Source organism: Zavarzinella sp. (assembly GCA_041399155.1).
Lineage (GTDB): Bacteria > Planctomycetota > Planctomycetia > Gemmatales > Gemmataceae > JAWKTI01.
In genome coordinates this window covers 677,104-693,740 of record JAWKTI010000001.1, presented here as the reverse complement: position 1 = coordinate 693,740, position 16,637 = coordinate 677,104, and the positions used below count along the sequence as shown (strand labels likewise).

Genomic DNA, 16,637 nt, shown 5'->3' with positions numbered 1-16,637 from the left:
AGGAATACCTTTGGAAACGCAAATGAAACTACCCATGGATCCTAGAAACGATGAGCAATTGAGTTGCGAACCAAGGAATTTTTGACACGATTAATCAGCAATGATCAATTATCCGGACTGGCAATTTCCCCACCGCTAATGGTACCCATTGCGTCGAGAATACTTACCCCGGTTACCGAAGAGTTCGAAGTAGCAACCCGATAAGACATAAAGCGCACACCGCCATCACCCAGCAGGAAGTTTGCTCCACCGGTGTGGTTGCTCCATGGTGCATTAAATGAGCAGTTGTTCGTAACGTTACCAGGTCCAAAAAGTGCTGGATTAGGACACGCACTGTTGACCCCATTGATCACACCCGTGGTAAAAATGAATTGCGTAGTACGGGAACTGGAAACGTTGGTGTCGTACCAGTCGTACTGCCAGAAACCATAGGAAGTCCCTGCGGGTGGCCGTTCTGCAAGCATCACGGTATTGCTGGTTCCGTCAACAATTGTACCGATGTTTACCCTCCCATTGGTGGAACTGGGCCAATCGAGGATCATACCGGTGCTGGTAACAAATGCACTACCACCTGAACTGTTACGTCCATGCATTGCTGGGTACCAATGCAAGCCGGTATTCGTACCAGAACGTGGATCTGATGGACATGCCCCAATTCGCATAGTCCGGTTGGTGGGCATGTTGTCCTGTTCGATGAACGGACGCACTTCTGCTGGCCAGCCCCAAATTGGTCCGGTACCATAATTGCTCTTTGGCAAGTACTGATAGGTATCATTGTAAGCGTGGATTCCAATGCCCCATTGCTTCAGATTGTTGCTACATTTTGAACGGTTTGCAGCTTCACGTACTTTCTGCACGGCGGGCAGCAACAAGCCGATCAAAATCGCAATAATCGCGATAACAACCAGCAATTCAATCAATGTGAAGGCTTTCCGACGGGTGCCTGTCACACCAAACTGATCAAGCATAAACTCACTCCAAAAAAATTAGAATAATAATCGCAACGAAAAAATATTTCACGATTATGAAACCAGAGTTGTGGTGTGCTACCAAAAGAAGACAATAAATTAAAAATCTTCCCAATTCCCTTGCTGAAAATGAATGAAAGTGCATTCATCTTGTTCATCAGTGCTTGACTTTCGGGCAAATCACGCACTTTTGTAGCAAAGTTCTTCACACAAACCACTTCTAAAGTTAACAAGAGTTAATTCAGCAAATCTGATGCCAGAGAAATGTTCATTTATTAAAAACGTTGTGTTACAGCCTGCTGCCCCCAAGTGGGCCGCAGGAAAAAGCGAGCCGATTCTCATTAATATTTTCTCATGAGATTGGCTTGGCAGAAACAGCAATGCCCAAACGACATAAGGTTCCACTGCAAAGTTTCCTTCGCAGTAGAACCAGTGTCTTTATACATCAATAACCGAAGAGTGGGCTGGACTTCGGGCTGAAATCAGGGTAACAGTAATAATCGGGCGAGGTTGAACTTTTCATCGCTGCTTTGCAGAGATTAGCGGCAGCGATAGCCACCGCGTCCGTATCCACGGTTAAATCCGGGTTGATAGTGCCCACCACCATAGATGCTTGGATACACAGGTGCGTAAACTCGGGGTACCACATAGGCTGGTTGATAGAACCCACCGGTGCTGTAACCGAGCGACAGAAAACTGTTGCTCGACAGGCGTTTGGTGTAACCGATGCTGACACCAGGGTTGTAACCACCAACGATTACTGGTCCGCGTCCATACCCACGATACTGGGCAGAGGCTGTGCTTTCAAAAGCAACTAACATCACGGCGACAGCGGCGAAAGCGACAAGAGCACGTTTCATTGGAAAATCCTCCAGGTTGTTTGCGTTGGCTACTCATTTTCACCAACTTACACAACAAAAACGCCTCAAGTGGGGTGGCTTGCGCAGCCGATAGTCAACTTTTTGGCGAATTTTTTCACCCAGATGGTTAGCACATTTGATCTGTTATTCCATCGTGCCCAAATTTCCCATTTTGACAATTATTGAAGTGATTCTCACACAAACGCGGTTCCATTGTTGACAATGCATAAAAAAATCATTGGTGACCGACATCGCCAAGTTACAATCTGGACGATTTATTGCAAGATTCAGCCCCAATGGAAGTAAAATGAACACGATTTGTGCCATCAAAAAGATAGAAAAATGAAAAAATTACTGGCTGCCGCCCTGACAGGGGGCATTTTTGCATTGATTGTTGTTGCCCAGTTCCCACCTGCCAGAAAGCATACCCCGAACCAGTCGAAAATTGTCACTGCGCTGGTACCGGCGACGGGATCTACTACCACGGCCAGCAAGTTTGAGATGGAAATTAAAGGTTCTGAAAGAATTATTCAGGCGAATGGCATCCCCAACCACAAAGTGGGTGCGTTCCCGAACCGTGGGAACCCTCACCGGATTGCCCCGCAGCGATACTACTACCGGATTCCTGCAAAACCAGAATTAAGCGGGCGAATTACCCCACTGGAACTGGGCAATTTTGGCATTGCAGTGAATGGTGTGCCGTTCGACCCAGGTGCGGCAGAATGGTACTTGGGTGTGCGAAACAGCGAATGGCGTTACGAGGCATTGAGTGACGCGGTGCCGCTGGGAATCGATGCCAATTATGCCCACGTTCAGCCGACGGGTGCCTACCACTATCATGGGGTGCCCACGGGATTGATGACCGTACTGAAGGTGCGTCCCGATCAGCATTCCCCCATTATCGGTTGGGCGGCAGATGGCTTTCCCATTTACGCACTGTATGGGTATTCCAAGTCAGATAGTGCCCAATCGGCGATTGTTACGTTGAAGTCGAGCTACCGTGTCAAACTGGGGACCCGACCCACGGGACGTGGGGCACCTGGGGGCCGATACGATGGCACCTTCACCGCGGATTACGAATACGTCAAAGATCTTGGCGACCTGGATGAGTGCAACGGGCGATTCTGTGTTACCCCCGACTTCCCCGAAGGTACCTATGCCTATTTTCTGACCAAAGACTGGCCCATTATCCCACGGGCATACCACGGCAAACCATCGAACGATTTTCAGCGAAAAAAACTCCCACCGAAAGGGAAGAAGTAGCACTTTGAGTTTTCTGCTGGATTCCCGCCAGCGCGGGAATGACGGTTTACTGGATACTTCGGTTAACTGATTGCACTTCGAGTTTTCTGCTGGATTCCCGCCTGACCAAAGAATAACGGTTTTCGGAAGTTCAGATTGTTTTCCTTGTTTTGACTTGAGACGGTGTAACAACCGTCATTCCCGCGCAGGCGGGAATCCATGTTTTGCAAATATCCGGCTTAGGTTAGCATGCCAGGTGAAGTGTCATCAGTGGACTACAATTCTGTTAAATAGTGCTTACCAATTTGAATGAGAAAATCTCAAGAAATCCCTTCGCGGGCAAAGAAGGCATTGTTAATACAAATCGCAGCGTTTGCCGTAGGCTCATGAGGGAAATTCCGTCGCTAACGCAGGCGGTTCGTTTTACACCGTAGCTCCATTGCGGCTTTGAGGTCGATTTTAAAAACAAAATTCCCTTGCTGGGCGCTGCGGGCTATGAAGACAAAAACGAATGGCAGCGATTGCCGTCGGCTCACATACGAATTCCGTCACTTGCAGTTCGTTTTACACCGTAGGTCCATTGCGGCTTTGCGAATTTGAGGTCAATCTTGAAAAGAAATTTGCTTGCTTAAATTGCGGGCGATGAAGGCAACAACAGTTACTTTTTGAGTGGTGCAAAGCCGATTGATTCAAAGCCGTTCTGTTTACAGACGTCCATAAAGTTCATCAGGTGGGCAACACGCAGAATATCGTCTGCTTCAATCGTGATCGTCACTTTTGCATCTTTACTGGTGGGCTTGGTAATTTTGCTTAACCGGTCATTGAGACCTTTAATCGGATCTGCTCCATCCATTGTCTCTTTGGCCAGCGTCCCACCGGAAAACGAAACAGTCCCGGGGTTCCCATCGCCTGAAGTAATCGATATTGTGTATTCTTCATTCAGGATGTCGCTGGGTGGTTGCACGGAAGTGGAACTCTCGCTAACATCCAGTTTCGGCATCTGAATCGGGATCTGGCCTTCCACCGGACGTGGATTGAATGTCGAAACGAAAAAGAACATCAACTGAAAAGCCATATCCAGAAACGGCGTGATCGGCAGTGTCAATTCAATTGGTTTTTCATGTTTTCGTTTACGAGACATCAGTGCTACCTCAGCTCTTCAGCAGAGCACGAAGTTGTAATTGTCGAAAGCCAGCTTTTTTGCCAGCAGACATAGTTTTGAACAAGTGACGGTATTCCGTATCGCGGTCCGACCGCAAAATCAGAATGACATTTTCTTTCGCCCACTCGGCCCCTTTGGGGTGGGTGGATGCTGCCGTTTTGAAAATCGTTTCAATTTCGACTTCTGTCAATTTTGGTTCATACCCAGAAACAACGACATAACCTTTTTTATCAATGTTCGCGAACATGGTGTTCATCTGCTCGGCAGATAACGGGCGGGCCTGATTCGCAGTAGGCAGAGCAATTTCAGTAGAAAACTGCTCTGAAACGAAGTTGGCAACCATCATGAAGAACATCACCAACTGCAACACCAGATCCAACAAAGGAATCAGTGCTGTTTCAGTACTGGCTTCGCCCTCTCCACCACCGTGGCTCATGTTTGTTACCTCGTGGTTCCTGTGTCCTTAGATCGTATTAGCAACAAGAAAGTTCCCTGAACCGAACAGATTTCCACAGAAAATTATTTCGGGGGAGGTGGGGGTGGGGGAGGAGCACTGGGCGGTGCACTCGTGGTACCGCTGGGTGTCGGCCCACCTTTCTTGGAGTTGTGATACATCTGCGTCAGCAAATCGTCGGCAATGTTCCCCGTATCCATGGAAATGGAAATAATCCGGTTCCGGAAGAAGGCATTGAAGAAAATTGCAGGCAGTGCCAGACCGATCCCAAGGAAGGTAATCGAAAGTGCTTCCGAAATACCTTCCGACAATTTTGCAGCGTTAATTGCACCACCGTCTGCCAGCACAATAAACGCCCGAATCATCCCCAGCACGGTTCCGACCAGACCAATCAGTGGCCCGAGCGAACCAATCACCGCGATGTAGTTGTTGAATTGCTCTTTACCCGATCGGATGCTTTCCAGCATATTGATCGATGCCTCGCGAGCGTCTTCCAGACCATACTGCAAGCGTGACATCCCCGCGGTCAACACGCGACCGAGGAACGATGTATCATTTCGTGCCATATCAAACGCTTCTTTGAAGCGGCGTTTGTTCACAATATCAACAAACTCATCCACAAAGCCTTTTGGAATGGCGTTACTGGTTCGCAGGTCGAGAAAGAGCAGGATAATCAATGCGATCAGGGCCAGCGAAGGAACCGCCAGCACAATCAAGAATGGACCGGCTGATTTTAAGATGTGGACGTAAACGTTCTTATTAGAACCACCTTCTTCACCCTCCTCTGCCATTGCGGGATCCGCAAACAGAAGGAGAACTACCACAGTCAACACACTTATTGAAAGAGTGTACCACCAGCGAGATGAGAGTCGCAATTGCATAGGTGACCTACTACAAGTTAAGGCAATTGGTTACAGAAATCCCAACAACTTTGAAAGCTTTGGGGCAAGTAACAATCGATTGAAGAAAAGGTTATTCAAATTCTACAACTAATGCAAGCAGTGAAAGGAAAATTCAATCATTTTCGTCTGCTTTTGCAAGAAAACGCCTTGTCCCAGCGAACGTCAGTAACAGAAAAGCGATTATTCCAGTGGGGTGAAAGAACTGCCATCGAAGGCATGGGGAAATAATTCCTGCAAGTGGTATTCGGCCATGATTCCGGCCTTATTGCCCAGCATCACCCGCATATCGCCACCGAATTCCCACAAGAGCTGGCGGCATGCACCACACGGAAACGTGGGTGCGGTGGTGTCCGTAACCACACATACCGCCCGAAATCGTTTTGCCCCATGGCTGACGGCTTTCACCAGGGCCACCCGTTCGGCACAGATGGTCAGTCCCAGGGTAGCATTTTCGACGTTGCAGCCGGTAAACAGTTCTCCAGTATCACTTTCCAGGCAAGCACCCACCGCAAATCCAGAATAGGGGCAGTGGGCAAACTCTCGCACGGCGACTGCCTGCAGCCACATCTCATTTTCTGTTGTCTGTGGCATGGTGGTAGCCCAGAAGATTAATTAGTTTGTAATATAACGGAATGATGATATAAATTTATTTACCTGGTTCCGCTTTTGGCTCTTTTTTCGGCGTTGTGGTGCGTTCCCGTGGCAGCAATTCGGGCAAATTTGCCACCCGCATCGCGGTCACGGCCATAATCTGAACACCTTGTATGAGATTTCCTTCATTTGCTTTGTCAAACGTATCCGTCTGAGTGTGGTGGGTCAGGCGATATTCGGACATATCCTGAATACAGGCAAAGCCGGGCACACCCACCTGTTCAAAGGCTGCGTGGTCGGTCGCGTTCATGCTGCGAATGCTGAGATTTTCCAGACCGAGTGGTTTTAACGATACCAGTTCTTTTTCAAAAATCGTTTTCACTGCCGAACGGCCTGAAAGGTAAAAACCCTGCACCCGGCCAGTACCCGTATCGTGCACCAGTGCCATGGAGGTCTTGGGCATTTCATCTTTGTGGCGTTTGCAATATTCTTTCGAACCGTGCAGCCCTTGCTCTTCCCCACTGAATAATACAAAGCGAATCGTGCGTTCGGGAACCACACCCGACTTGGCCAGAATGCGGGCAGCTTCCAGCACAGTGCAGGTGCCTGTTCCATTATCGGTGGTGCCCTGTGCAAGATCCCACGAGTCGATGTGGGCACCAATGACGACAAATCGTCCTTTTTCTTACCAGGAATTTCCCCACGGTGTTGTACACGGTGATCGGGCCTGGGATGAATTGTTCGTCAGTTCCACTTCCACCTGCACCTTGGCATCTTTGCTGGCAGTGCACAATCGGTGCAGCAAGGCATAATGTTCGTGGGCAATAAACAGTGCGGGCAGGCGTTCCTTTTCCCGCGGATCGGTGGGCCACGAACCAGTCATTGTCAGCAGATTATGGGGCTTCCCTGCATCGGAAAGCGACATTGCAATCCCTTCTGTACGGAGAAATTCGCCCAGTTCTCGCCGAAAGGCCAGAAACTCGCGAATATTTTCTTTCGGCTGTTCCGTTTTGGGTGGGGCTTGCTTGGGTTCTTCTTTCGCTTTTTCCTTCGGATCACGTGGGCCACTTTCAGGTGCGGGGTAACTTAAATTGGTGATCGGTGCCACGGTTGCAGGTGGGCCAACCAGCACCACCGCGTTCTTCAGTTTGCCTTTGTATTCCGCAAGTTGAGCCCGCGTGCGGGCGGTAATCGCTACGACATTGCAGGTTTGCTTGCCTTTGATCCCTGGTGTCCAGGCTCGCGATGCCACAAACAGCGTGCGGCCATTGTTCGGCTCCACCAGTTTCATCGTGGCGGTGCCACGCTTCCAGCCAGTGGGGATCTCCCACGGTTCCAGGTGGACATTCTGCAGACCATAACTCTTCATCACATCTGCAGCCCAGTCATTGGCTTTTTTCAGATTCTCCGATCCGGTCATCCGTGGGCCAATCACGTCGGACAAATATTGGAGATTCTTCATTAATTCAGAATCTTTCTTGGCAGCATCAATCAAGCGTTTGTCCAGTTCTTCCGGACCAGGTGCCGCTTGTTGTGCACCGACGTGCTGTACCAAAAACAGGAATCCCAGCGTCGCCAGGATTGTGCGTTGAAACATGGAATTGCTCCAGGTGGTATGAGTTCAATCGGAGAGGCTAAGTAAATTGTGGGAACTTTCCCAGATAATGGGAGAATCAATTCACCAAATTTTCATGATTTTCAAACGCACATCAGCAAATTGGGAAATGGGGGCGTCGGAAGATGGATTTCAAACTTACCAGCGGAACTCGATCCCACCCGTCCAGCCGTGCAGCAGGTAGCTGCTGGTTTGCAGATTAAACGCAGGGAAACGGTTAGGCTGCCCAAACTGTGGGACGTTGTTCCCCGTGACTGCACCAGCACCAGCCAGGAAGTTCGGGTTCACGCGGGTATCAATCTGCTCACCCGCACGGGCCACATTGTTCCAGTACATTATGTTGTACCCACCGAAGAGCCGGATGTTATCCGTCACATGAATACCCAGCGTCAGGCTGCCTTCTGGCAACACGGTGAAGCTGCTGCCAGAGTACTTGCCGATGTTGGTGGGCAGAGCCAGCAGACCGCCTGGATTGACCGCACTGTCACCGGGGGTACCAGCAATGGGATCTGCAGGGATCGTGGCACGGGTGCTGCCATCAATCAGCACGCGGTGCTGCGTCACACCCACCGAGGCACTGGCACGGAAGCCCAGGCTGAAGATCCCACGGCGAAACTCACCTGCCAGACCAAGGGTACCACCATGGAAGCGGTTAATCGTTTCAAACCGGTCAAAAACGGTGAACTGGGAACCGAATGGTACGACGGTACCATCAGGATTTTCCACACCGAGTGGGGCAGAAACGACCAGATCTTCCTGTACGGTCAGGACATCCCGCAGTTGCAGGAAGCGATAGCCCAGCAACAGATCGATTCGGTTGCATTCGTCGCAGTACAGCACTTTCCGCAGATTGCCTTCAAAGCCATAAATATCCGTCATCGCATCCACGGTGACGCGTCCCGCCAGAATCGGGCCGAATTCCGGATCGATCAATGCCACCAATTGTGCGTCTGGTTCGTTGTTCGCCACGTTAAAGAATGGGCGGTATAGGCCAGGATTGCCATTTGATTCTGCCACGAAGCGTTCCTGGGCCTGACCTAACCAGAAATAACCCAGATCCACCCCCCAGCCGTTGGTGGGATCGAACCAGAAGCCAGCACGAGCCCGCACACCGGAACGCATGCCGCCCAGGTAATTATTCCCACCGAACAGGGTGGTCGCTAACGGATCATTCAACGCACCCGACAGCGGATCGGTGGGGCCAGGAATGGTTGTTGCCACCGGAGATTGGGTCACCAAAGGGGGAATTCCGGCACTGGTACCTCGCCAGTAAAGATATTCGGCACTCGCCCACACCCGAGGCAGAGGGCAGCACGGCTGGCAGGGATCCCCACAGCCCGTGTCCATGGTTCCCTGAAGGATACCATCCATTTCCGGACTGACAGAGTAAGGATTTGCCATCATGGTACCCATCGGTACCCCTTCCGCTACCGGTGCCATCGTGGGAGTACCCGGTTGGGCAGGCACGGCTGGCATTGCATCGACGGTAATGGGTGGCAGCATCGTGCTGGATGTCTGGTTGGCCACCACAGGCATCGCCGTGGGCATCATCCCTGGGACCAAGTGACTTCCCTGTGGCAGCATCGGATTGCCCATCATCGGCTGGGCGGTATTCTGATGAGGGCCAGAAAGTGCAGTAACTGGCAAAAACTGCGGTTTTTGCGTACCGGTCTGTTGCAGTGCGGCAAAATTGGTGGGTTGCTGCACGACGATCGGCGGGGTGTATCCTGGTGACACGTAAATCGGATACGCCGGTGCAGGTGACTGCCCACGAATCGTTTCGGTGGGTTTCAACACCGTCACAGGCAGCCCCAGGCTGGCCGAACGTGCGGGCACGGTGTATTCGTGATTGGTTTGAGCGTGTACCCAAGGCACCAGACTCAGGCAACCCCACATGGTTGCCAACATTTTTCGCCGGATCATCTTCGCTATCCTTTGCGTTTTCAGAATCGCTTGCTGATTATTCCCAATATTCCATGCTGCGCAGATTCCGTAGTGGCGCAGGCTTTTCCTGCCAGTGCTATCGACTCCGGTTGTGCGACTGGTAATTAGAAACCGCAGAGTATCGGTAAAATCGATTATCTGGGGCGGTTAAAATTGACATTACTTCGCCAGATTACCTAATTTCACCTACGAAAAGGTAGATTTGTGAAGGAATCTTCATTTTTTACTGACCGCTTTTGCAAACAGTGCCTTCCTACATTTTGGCAGTCGGGCAAAAAAGTGCGACTTTGCCCTTCAGGCACAATTTTTCGACCGAAACTGTAAGAGTTCTCTTGAAAGGTGGTATCAATGCCCCCATCCGTACCTATAACAGAAAGAATAAACGATTTTTTTCCCCCAAGTGAGTTTTCCGATGAGTACCATGGAAATACCGGCTGGCTGGGCTAGCGGATGTGCCAGTGGCACGCTCTGGTGTCAGTTTTATTGATGGCAAACGGGCAATCCTGTCGTATCGCGGCATCCCGGTGGAAACCTTAGCAAAAGAAAGTTGTTTCGAAGAAACCACTTGGTTGCTGATCAAAGGCACTCTGCCCACCCAGGCAGAACTGGCACAGTTTGTGGCCGATCTGAAAGACCGGCGGACCGTGCATTACCGTCTGATTGAGTCAATCAAGAATTATCCCGCAAACGCCCACCCGATGGATGCCTTGCAGGCTTCGGTGGCGTCGCTGGGCATGTTTTATCCATCCCGCACGGTTTCGTGTGCGGATGCCAACTGGGAAGCCACATTGCGACTGATTGCGGCCATGCCCACCGTGGTGGCAGCATTTGCCCGGCTGCGGCAGGGACTGGAACCGATTGCCCCCTGTGCCGACCTGGACCACGCGGGTAACTTCTACTACATGCTGTTCGGCAAAGAACCCACCCCAGCCATCCGCAAAGTGGTGGATGCCTGTCTGATTTTGCACGCTGAACACAATATGAATGCCTCGACCTTCACCGCACGGGTGACGGCATCGTCGCTGGCGAATCCGTTTGCAGTGATCGCAGCAGCCGTGGGATCGCTTTCGGGTGCCCTGCACGGTGGTGCGAACGAAGAGGCACTGGAACAGCTTGTTCAGATTGGCGGGCCGGAAAAAGCAGAAGCCTGGCTGAACCAGAAACGGGCCGAACAGCCTTCCTTCAAGGTGATGGGGATGGGGCACCGCGTGTACAAGGTCAAAGACCCACGTGCCACTGTGCTGCAGGAATTCGCCGAACAGGTATTTGCCGAAACCGCCAAACCGGTGCTGTACCAGACCGCACTGGAACTGGAACGAGTGTGCGAGCCGATTTACGGTGCCAAGGGGGTTTATCCCAACGTCGATTTCTTTTCCGGCGTCATCTACTCGTCGTTAGGTATCCCGCGGGACATTTTCACCCCAATTTTCGCCATTGCCCGCGTTTCGGGCTGGCTGGCACACTGGTTTGAACAGTTGGATGGCAACCGAATCTACCGCCCCGAACAGATCTATGTTGGTGGGCAGGATGTGCCCTACGTGCCACTATCCAAACGACCTTAAACGTGCGTACAAGCCCACTTTAGCTTGCAGCTAAGATTCTTAGCGCAAAGAATCTTGCCGCAAATTAGTTTGCATATCAACTAATTGTCCGCTTCGGATTCTCTATAAATTTTCATATTCGACTGGCCCAATTTGTTGGAAATGCCATTGAATTGATTGTGGGAACGATTAGCTGTTGTCTACGGTTGTGTACACGCTCCAAACCTTTCCAGGATAAAACAATGCAACGTGATTTCCTGTTCGGAATCCTGCTCTGCACCGCCTGCAGCCTGAAACTGACTGCACAAGAAGTACCAACGACACTGATTCCGAGTGATCTGAAAATTGTGCAACGGATTGCAGACCATGAGAAACTGGATTCCCCACCGGCATCTGTGGATAAAGGCTGGCCGCTGAAAAAAGGCGAGAAGGGCATCCGCTTTGCTTCGAATGAGAACCCCAGACACGCACTGACAGTGGTGCCGGATGCCAACGGCAGGGTGACCAAATTACTGGGGAATGGCCCACTCCTGTGTAACGATGCCCTGAAATGGGCTGCTGAATTACAAGAACTGCGAGTCATACGGATCGACCACAATATTCCCCACCCTGGCTCGAAAACGCCCCACATGCAGTACGATGGTTCCGGATTTTCAGCATTCAAAACAGGAAAACTGGAAGAGATCCGAATTGGCCATGCGTTCGATGATCTGGGGATGGCCGCACTGGCACAGGTCAAGTCACTGCGCATGGCGATTATCGTCCACAGCAAAGCAACAGACCTGGGCATCAAACATTTTGAAAACCATCCCAATCTCGAAGAGTTTGAGATCAGTTCTCAGGGACGTGCCAATCGTGTCACGGAAAAAAGCCTGCCCATTTTCGCCACGCTACCCAAACTGAAACGGCTTGCGCTTCATGAGACTTTTCTCACATATGACCAGGGATTGAAACATCTGGCCCCACTGAAAGGCAGGCTGGAGACAGTGTCGCTTAAAGGGTCGCTGGTATTACCGGAAGATATCGACAGGCTGCGTCGCGACCATCCAAACATGACCATTGTGACTTCGACACCCGCTGAGATTCTGGATTCACCCAATAGCCGCGGGGTCCTGAAATGGGCCTCCCCAAAAGCGATTGAATATCTCACTTCAGGGAAACAGAACCCCCCGTCGAAGTAGGCGAACGAACTGGGTTTTGAGCTAAAGAAAATGGAGCCAACTGCCGCGTGAATGCAAAGAGCAGGTCTTTGACAATCTGATGAAGAAGCAGTCTGTGGGAATTTTTTTTAAATTGACTCCCACCACAGACGCTAATGTTACGCGCTGAATAAGCACTTGTACCTTTCAATGATCGGATGCTTCAACCGAGATTTGTTGTAACGTTAGTCTTCAGTAGGGGAAGTTCGTATGGTGGCGTAACTAATCAACTCTCATTGGTGGCAGATTCGCGGCCGTTGTCGGCATCTGTCGTGTGAACGGCGCTGTTGTGCTTAGCGCGGTCAAAATATCGCTGAAACCACAAGACGAATCTATCAATCCGCTCTTTGCCGCCGTATGAATCGTCTTTCTCGAACCTCCGGTATTCAACTTCTCCGACACGGAGTTGCCATCGGCCATCATCTCCATCGCTAAACCACTCTGTCCTCCCCATGAACAGTATGCGATCATTGAAGAGCACACCATGCCAGTGAGGAAGATTATCGTACTCTGCCAACTTCATAAATATGCCAATTTCGCTCATTTTCTGTTTGTGCTTGGCCATGAACACACAAATTTCCTGAATAGAATGTGTGCTAGATCTCTGCCAGTCGTCAAGCTGCAACTCACCAAGTTTGTTCGGCGTGGTAAGTACAATGTCAACCTCAACATCTACTTTCCGATTGTTTTCTAACAGGTCGCTGATCGCTCTTTGGATGAAAGGACCTGAAAACTTCGAAGATACAGCCATGATCTTGATGGTGATCTTGTTGCCTTCTCCAATCAATTTACTCAGAACATTTTGCATATCCTCTTCCATGGCCGGAAAACGCCGGAAAGTTGGAGGGTGCGGCTTATGAAGTCCCTGTTCGACCCGTTTTAGACGATCATCCATCTCCGTTCGCCAATCGTTGAACAGGAATAGCAAGAAAAGGGGGATGGCACTCAGCAGCTTCTCGCGAAGGCCGATGGATGGATAAATGATGTCGATGTATGGTGCAGCGAGGACGATGGCCATCAAGGCATAAGCAATTGTCAAGCGGTAAGCTTTGTAAAATGCGATCAACTTTGCCGACATGTGAACCTCATTGGGCTAGACACCGACCAAACAGAGGCATGAGAGTCCCGAATCGCTCTGCCGCCAAACGGGGCCGCGATTGAGCAGAGTCGCGGAGTGAATACGAAGCGATTCCTGCTCCAATCGCTCACCTAGGCCGCCTGCAGCCGTCAGATTTAATCTATGCTCAATCGCGGACCCCGTTAAGCCGGCCGCAGGCCGGCTTAACTATCATTAGACAGAATTATTTCTATCTATACTGTCGGCGATTCTAGCTATCACTTTTTGTGTGCAATGTACCACTGCGCGTAGAACAATAGATCATGAGGAACGCCCTCATTTGAAACATTTTAATCAGTAGATCCAAGGGATGCAATGATAAAAGGGGAATGTGGTACAGAAATAACTGAACATCAGCCGCAACTAACGTCATCAGTTAACAAGTCGCTGTTCGGATTGCCAATTTAGTAGTTCTGCCCTGGTTTCCCGCCTTCGCGGGAATGACGGTGCTGGGCACAACCGTCTGAAACCCAACCTGGGGTGGGTTTATGTGCCGACGGTGTTAGCCGAAGTTGGATCGAAAAATACCAGAAAAACCTAATTTCAAACTGATGTTGGTTTAGGTAAGAAGCGATTCCTGCTCCAATCGCTCACTTTGGCCACCTGCGGCCATTAATTCTCTTCAACTAACCTATTTCTAACGAAATGGATTGTCCTTGATAAGCCAGTAATTTCCCACCAGTGAAGTTTTGCGAAGAACAAAATTCGGCAAAATTATTCGCCGAACTTCTTGTAATCGGGCGATTTATTTCCCACAATAACTGTTGTTACCTACGAACTACAACCGAAGTCTGCGTCAGACCGCGTTGGGTGCTCGTCGGGGGTGATTCGATCCGGGTGACATCCTGAGGTCAAATTGCTCATCGAAGCAACCGCACGGTCTGATTTTGTTTGTAGGTGGCTGCCATCCGTGAAAAGATGGTGGCATTTGTCTGCACCAGCCCCCACCCGGTGCTGGTTCAACAGCATGGTGACTGTAACTGCGTTGGGCAAGCCCTGTGCAGGCTCAGATGCAAGTTCAGCATGCAGACAGGAAACAGTAATTGCCCCACACGTGATCTGACATCGGGATTGAATCATGGCGCGAGCGAAGTCTTCCGCAAAAGCGAAAAAAGAAGAACTCCAGGATAAAGAAGCCCAGCGACAGCTCCAGCGGCAGGCCATCCTGACGCTGGTCGACAGCATGCACCGCGACAAAGGGATTTCCAAAGAGCTGATTTTCATATCGATTGAAAAGGCAATTCTGAGTTCGATTGAAAAAAATGCGCTGGAACTGCACGATACGCTGGTGCATATTGATCGCGTGACTGGGGATATTATTGCCCAACATGGCGATGACCTGATTGAACCGGAAGAACTAGGCCGAATTGCTGCCCAATCTGCCCGTCAGGCAATGACCCAACGGATTCGCGAAGCGGAATCGGATGGCGTCTATACCGATTTTCAGGCAAAACGTGGTGAGCTGATTGTGGCCACCGTGCAACGGATCGACCGCGGGACCGCCATTGTCTCCATTTCCAAAGATGGCAAAAATTCCGCCAATACAGTGGAAGCGATTTTGCCCCGCAGCGAACAGATTCCTGGGGAAACCCACCAGGTCGAAGACCGTATCAAAGCCGTGGTTCTGGATGTCCGCCGGACTGGTCAACGGGTAAAAATTGTGCTCTCCCGCTGTCACCCGGATTTTGTCCGCTCCTTGTTCGAGCAGGAAATTCCGGAAATTCAGGAACGCACCATTGAAATCAAAGCGGTTTCGCGGGAAGCGGGCTACCGCACCAAGGTGGCAGTTTCTTCAATCGACAGCAAAGTAGACAGCGTCGGTGCGTGCGTCGGTGTACGGGGTAGCCGAATTAAAAATGTGATCGATGAATTGAATAACGAGCGGATCGATATTGTCCGCTGGAACGATTCGATGCAGGTGATGATCCCCAATGCCCTGCAACCCGCCGAAATCAGCGAAGTGATGCTTTACCCACGTCTGGGGCGGGCGATTGTTCTGGTGGCTGAAGACCAGCTCTCGCTGGCGATCGGTAAGCGTGGGCAGAATGTTCGCCTGGCCAGCAAACTGGTGGGCTGGGACATCGACATTATGACGGTTGATGAACTGGAACGCGACCTGCTGAAGGCAGAACGCTGGTTCAGCCAGTTGCCTGGCATTGAAGATCATATGATTGAAGCCCTGATTACCGAAGGCTTCTTAAGTTACACCGATGTGACCTTCCAGGAAAACTACCAGCTAGCCGAATTGCTGGGTGTTTCGGAAGAACAGGCCGAACAGATGATCATGTTCGCCGAAGAAGAAGCCGAACGCATTGAACGGGAAGGTGAGCCGGAAGACGAGTTTGAAATGGAAACCGAAGCCACCGAAACTGTGGCAGGTGAAGAATCTTCCGAATCAGCCGAACCAGAAGCAACAGGCATCGACAGCCTGTTTGCCGATGATGCTACCGACACTAGCGAGCCCGAACTTGCGGAAGAAGCTGCCGCTGTGGAAGTAGAAATCCCTACTGGTGGGCTGGATGCACTGTTTGCCGATGATTCTAACGAAGAGGCGAATGATGATGCTTCACCAGAAGCAGTTACTGAACCTGTAGGTGAACAGCAGGTGGAAGTGCTGCCGGAATCGCTGCCTGATTTTGAAACGATTGGTACAGAACAGGCAGAAGCCACCGATCTGCCCGATCTGGATCAGGTTGATGTTTCAGCATCTGAAGAAACGGCGTCTGAACCTGTGGAAGAAGCCACGGAATTACCCGCCATCGATGAATCGACGGAACTGCCACCGGAAGAAGATCCAAACGCCCCCACTGCGTAAGTGGGTCTTCTTCAGTTCAATCGGTGACCGGTTCACCGTCTGGATCGATGCCTTTTAGTCCGATCAGTCTAAAAAATTGCCCCCTCTTCAGGCTCGTGGGACATTTAGGCTGTCCTCTTTTCCCACCCACGTTCTTTCTCTGTGGGAAGCGAAAAAATCTTCGTTTTCTCCAAATATTTTTTCCTGACACCGTAAGTGCCGACAGAACAGCAATTTAGCTTGTTCCT

At 50.7% G+C, this 16,637-nt stretch carries 16 protein-coding genes; 4 read left to right on the top strand and 12 right to left on the bottom strand.

Features of this window, described 5'->3' with window-relative positions; all coding sequences use genetic code 11:
• Nucleotides 1-104: 104 nt before the first annotated feature.
• From R3B84_02915 to R3B84_02905, 3 genes are all read right to left on the bottom strand, one after another.
• The gene (locus tag R3B84_02915; GenBank protein MEZ6139501.1) at nucleotides 105-968 is read right to left on the bottom strand and encodes a DUF1559 domain-containing protein; all 864 of its coding nucleotides are present in this window, start codon (nucleotides 966-968) and stop codon (nucleotides 105-107) included.
• A gap of 180 nt (nucleotides 969-1,148) precedes the next feature.
• Entirely contained in the window at nucleotides 1,149-1,373 is a 225-nt protein-coding gene (locus R3B84_02910) for a hypothetical protein (protein ID MEZ6139500.1), read from the bottom strand.
• Nucleotides 1,374-1,507: 134 nt separating this feature from the next.
• Entirely contained in the window at nucleotides 1,508-1,828 is a 321-nt protein-coding gene (locus R3B84_02905) for a hypothetical protein (protein MEZ6139499.1), read from the bottom strand.
• A 342-nt stretch (nucleotides 1,829-2,170) separates the two neighbouring features.
• Here R3B84_02905 and R3B84_02900 point away from each other — a divergent pair, with 342 nt between their 5' ends.
• A complete protein-coding gene (locus R3B84_02900; GenBank protein ID MEZ6139498.1) occupies nucleotides 2,171-3,091 on the top strand; it encodes a YHYH protein in 921 nt (306 codons plus the stop codon).
• A 637-nt stretch (nucleotides 3,092-3,728) separates the two neighbouring features.
• On the opposite strand, the gene R3B84_02895 is transcribed toward R3B84_02900, so the two are convergent.
• The 7 genes from R3B84_02895 to R3B84_02865 all read right to left on the bottom strand — a co-directional run bounded on the left by R3B84_02895 (nucleotide 3,729) and on the right by R3B84_02865 (nucleotide 9,717).
• Nucleotides 3,729-4,211 carry a biopolymer transporter ExbD gene (locus R3B84_02895; protein ID MEZ6139497.1) on the bottom strand — a complete coding sequence of 161 codons (483 nt, stop codon included), beginning with the start codon at nucleotides 4,209-4,211 and terminating at the stop codon, nucleotides 3,729-3,731.
• A 10-nt stretch (nucleotides 4,212-4,221) separates the two neighbouring features.
• A complete protein-coding gene (locus R3B84_02890) occupies nucleotides 4,222-4,668 on the bottom strand; it encodes a biopolymer transporter ExbD (GenBank protein MEZ6139496.1) in 447 nt (148 codons plus the stop codon).
• Between the two features lie 83 nt (nucleotides 4,669-4,751).
• On the bottom strand, nucleotides 4,752-5,477 hold the full coding sequence (locus R3B84_02885) for a MotA/TolQ/ExbB proton channel family protein (protein ID MEZ6139495.1): 726 nt from the start codon (nucleotides 5,475-5,477) through the stop codon (nucleotides 4,752-4,754).
• A gap of 291 nt (nucleotides 5,478-5,768) precedes the next feature.
• Entirely contained in the window at nucleotides 5,769-6,179 is a 411-nt protein-coding gene (cdd, locus tag R3B84_02880; GenBank protein ID MEZ6139494.1) for a cytidine deaminase, read from the bottom strand.
• A 55-nt stretch (nucleotides 6,180-6,234) separates the two neighbouring features.
• Nucleotides 6,235-6,843: a M20/M25/M40 family metallo-hydrolase gene (locus R3B84_02875; protein ID MEZ6139493.1), complete on the bottom strand. Its 609-nt coding sequence runs from the start codon at nucleotides 6,841-6,843 to the stop codon at nucleotides 6,235-6,237.
• Between the two features lie 21 nt (nucleotides 6,844-6,864).
• Nucleotides 6,865-7,776 (bottom strand): hypothetical protein, encoded by a 912-nt coding sequence (locus R3B84_02870; protein MEZ6139492.1) that lies wholly within the window; start codon nucleotides 7,774-7,776, stop codon nucleotides 6,865-6,867.
• 156 nt (nucleotides 7,777-7,932) lie between these two features.
• A complete protein-coding gene (locus R3B84_02865; protein ID MEZ6139491.1) occupies nucleotides 7,933-9,717 on the bottom strand; it encodes a BBP7 family outer membrane beta-barrel protein in 1,785 nt (594 codons plus the stop codon).
• A 455-nt stretch (nucleotides 9,718-10,172) separates the two neighbouring features.
• On the opposite strand from R3B84_02865, the gene R3B84_02860 reads away from it, so the two are divergent.
• Both R3B84_02860 and R3B84_02855 read left to right on the top strand, forming a co-directional pair.
• Entirely contained in the window at nucleotides 10,173-11,300 is a 1,128-nt protein-coding gene (locus R3B84_02860; GenBank protein ID MEZ6139490.1) for a citrate synthase, read from the top strand.
• Nucleotides 11,301-11,521: 221 nt separating this feature from the next.
• Nucleotides 11,522-12,460 carry a hypothetical protein gene (locus tag R3B84_02855; GenBank protein MEZ6139489.1) on the top strand — a complete coding sequence of 313 codons (939 nt, stop codon included), beginning with the start codon at nucleotides 11,522-11,524 and terminating at the stop codon, nucleotides 12,458-12,460.
• A gap of 244 nt (nucleotides 12,461-12,704) precedes the next feature.
• Here R3B84_02855 and R3B84_02850 read toward each other — a convergent pair whose 3' ends face one another.
• Complete coding sequence (locus tag R3B84_02850) at nucleotides 12,705-13,556, bottom strand: hypothetical protein (GenBank protein ID MEZ6139488.1); 852 nt, start codon at nucleotides 13,554-13,556, stop codon at nucleotides 12,705-12,707.
• 810 nt (nucleotides 13,557-14,366) lie between these two features.
• Nucleotides 14,367-14,675, bottom strand: a complete 309-nt coding sequence (locus R3B84_02845) for a hypothetical protein (GenBank protein ID MEZ6139487.1) — start codon at nucleotides 14,673-14,675, stop codon at nucleotides 14,367-14,369.
• Here R3B84_02845 and nusA point away from each other — a divergent pair.
• Nucleotides 14,674-16,410, top strand: a complete 1,737-nt coding sequence (nusA, locus tag R3B84_02840; GenBank protein ID MEZ6139486.1) for a transcription termination factor NusA — start codon at nucleotides 14,674-14,676, stop codon at nucleotides 16,408-16,410. The genes R3B84_02845 and nusA overlap by 2 nt on opposite strands.
• The last annotated feature ends 227 nt before the right edge of the window (nucleotides 16,411-16,637 follow it).

What these genes read in the sequence shown, in the direction of transcription:
- R3B84_02915 (MEZ6139501.1), bottom strand. Translation starts at nt 968, where the DNA reads ATGCTTGATCAGTTTGGTGTGACAGGCACCCGTCGGAAAGCCTTCACA.
- R3B84_02905 (MEZ6139499.1), bottom strand. Translation starts at nt 1,828, where the DNA reads ATGAAACGTGCTCTTGTCGCTTTCGCCGCTGTCGCCGTGATGTTAGTT.
- R3B84_02900 (MEZ6139498.1), top strand. Translation starts at nt 2,171, where the DNA reads ATGAAAAAATTACTGGCTGCCGCCCTGACAGGGGGCATTTTTGCATTG.
- R3B84_02895 (MEZ6139497.1), bottom strand. Translation starts at nt 4,211, where the DNA reads ATGTCTCGTAAACGAAAACATGAAAAACCAATTGAATTGACACTGCCG.
- R3B84_02890 (MEZ6139496.1), bottom strand. Translation starts at nt 4,668, where the DNA reads ATGAGCCACGGTGGTGGAGAGGGCGAAGCCAGTACTGAAACAGCACTG.
- R3B84_02885 (MEZ6139495.1), bottom strand. Translation starts at nt 5,477, where the DNA reads ATGGCAGAGGAGGGTGAAGAAGGTGGTTCTAATAAGAACGTTTACGTC.
- cdd (MEZ6139494.1), bottom strand. Translation starts at nt 6,179, where the DNA reads ATGCCACAGACAACAGAAAATGAGATGTGGCTGCAGGCAGTCGCCGTG.
- R3B84_02870 (MEZ6139492.1), bottom strand. Translation starts at nt 7,776, where the DNA reads ATGTTTCAACGCACAATCCTGGCGACGCTGGGATTCCTGTTTTTGGTA.
- R3B84_02865 (MEZ6139491.1), bottom strand. Translation starts at nt 9,717, where the DNA reads ATGATCCGGCGAAAAATGTTGGCAACCATGTGGGGTTGCCTGAGTCTG.
- R3B84_02855 (MEZ6139489.1), top strand. Translation starts at nt 11,522, where the DNA reads ATGCAACGTGATTTCCTGTTCGGAATCCTGCTCTGCACCGCCTGCAGC.
- R3B84_02850 (MEZ6139488.1), bottom strand. Translation starts at nt 13,556, where the DNA reads ATGTCGGCAAAGTTGATCGCATTTTACAAAGCTTACCGCTTGACAATT.
- nusA (MEZ6139486.1), top strand. Translation starts at nt 14,674, where the DNA reads ATGGCGCGAGCGAAGTCTTCCGCAAAAGCGAAAAAAGAAGAACTCCAG.
- R3B84_02845 (MEZ6139487.1), bottom strand. Translation starts at nt 14,675, where the DNA reads ATGATTCAATCCCGATGTCAGATCACGTGTGGGGCAATTACTGTTTCC.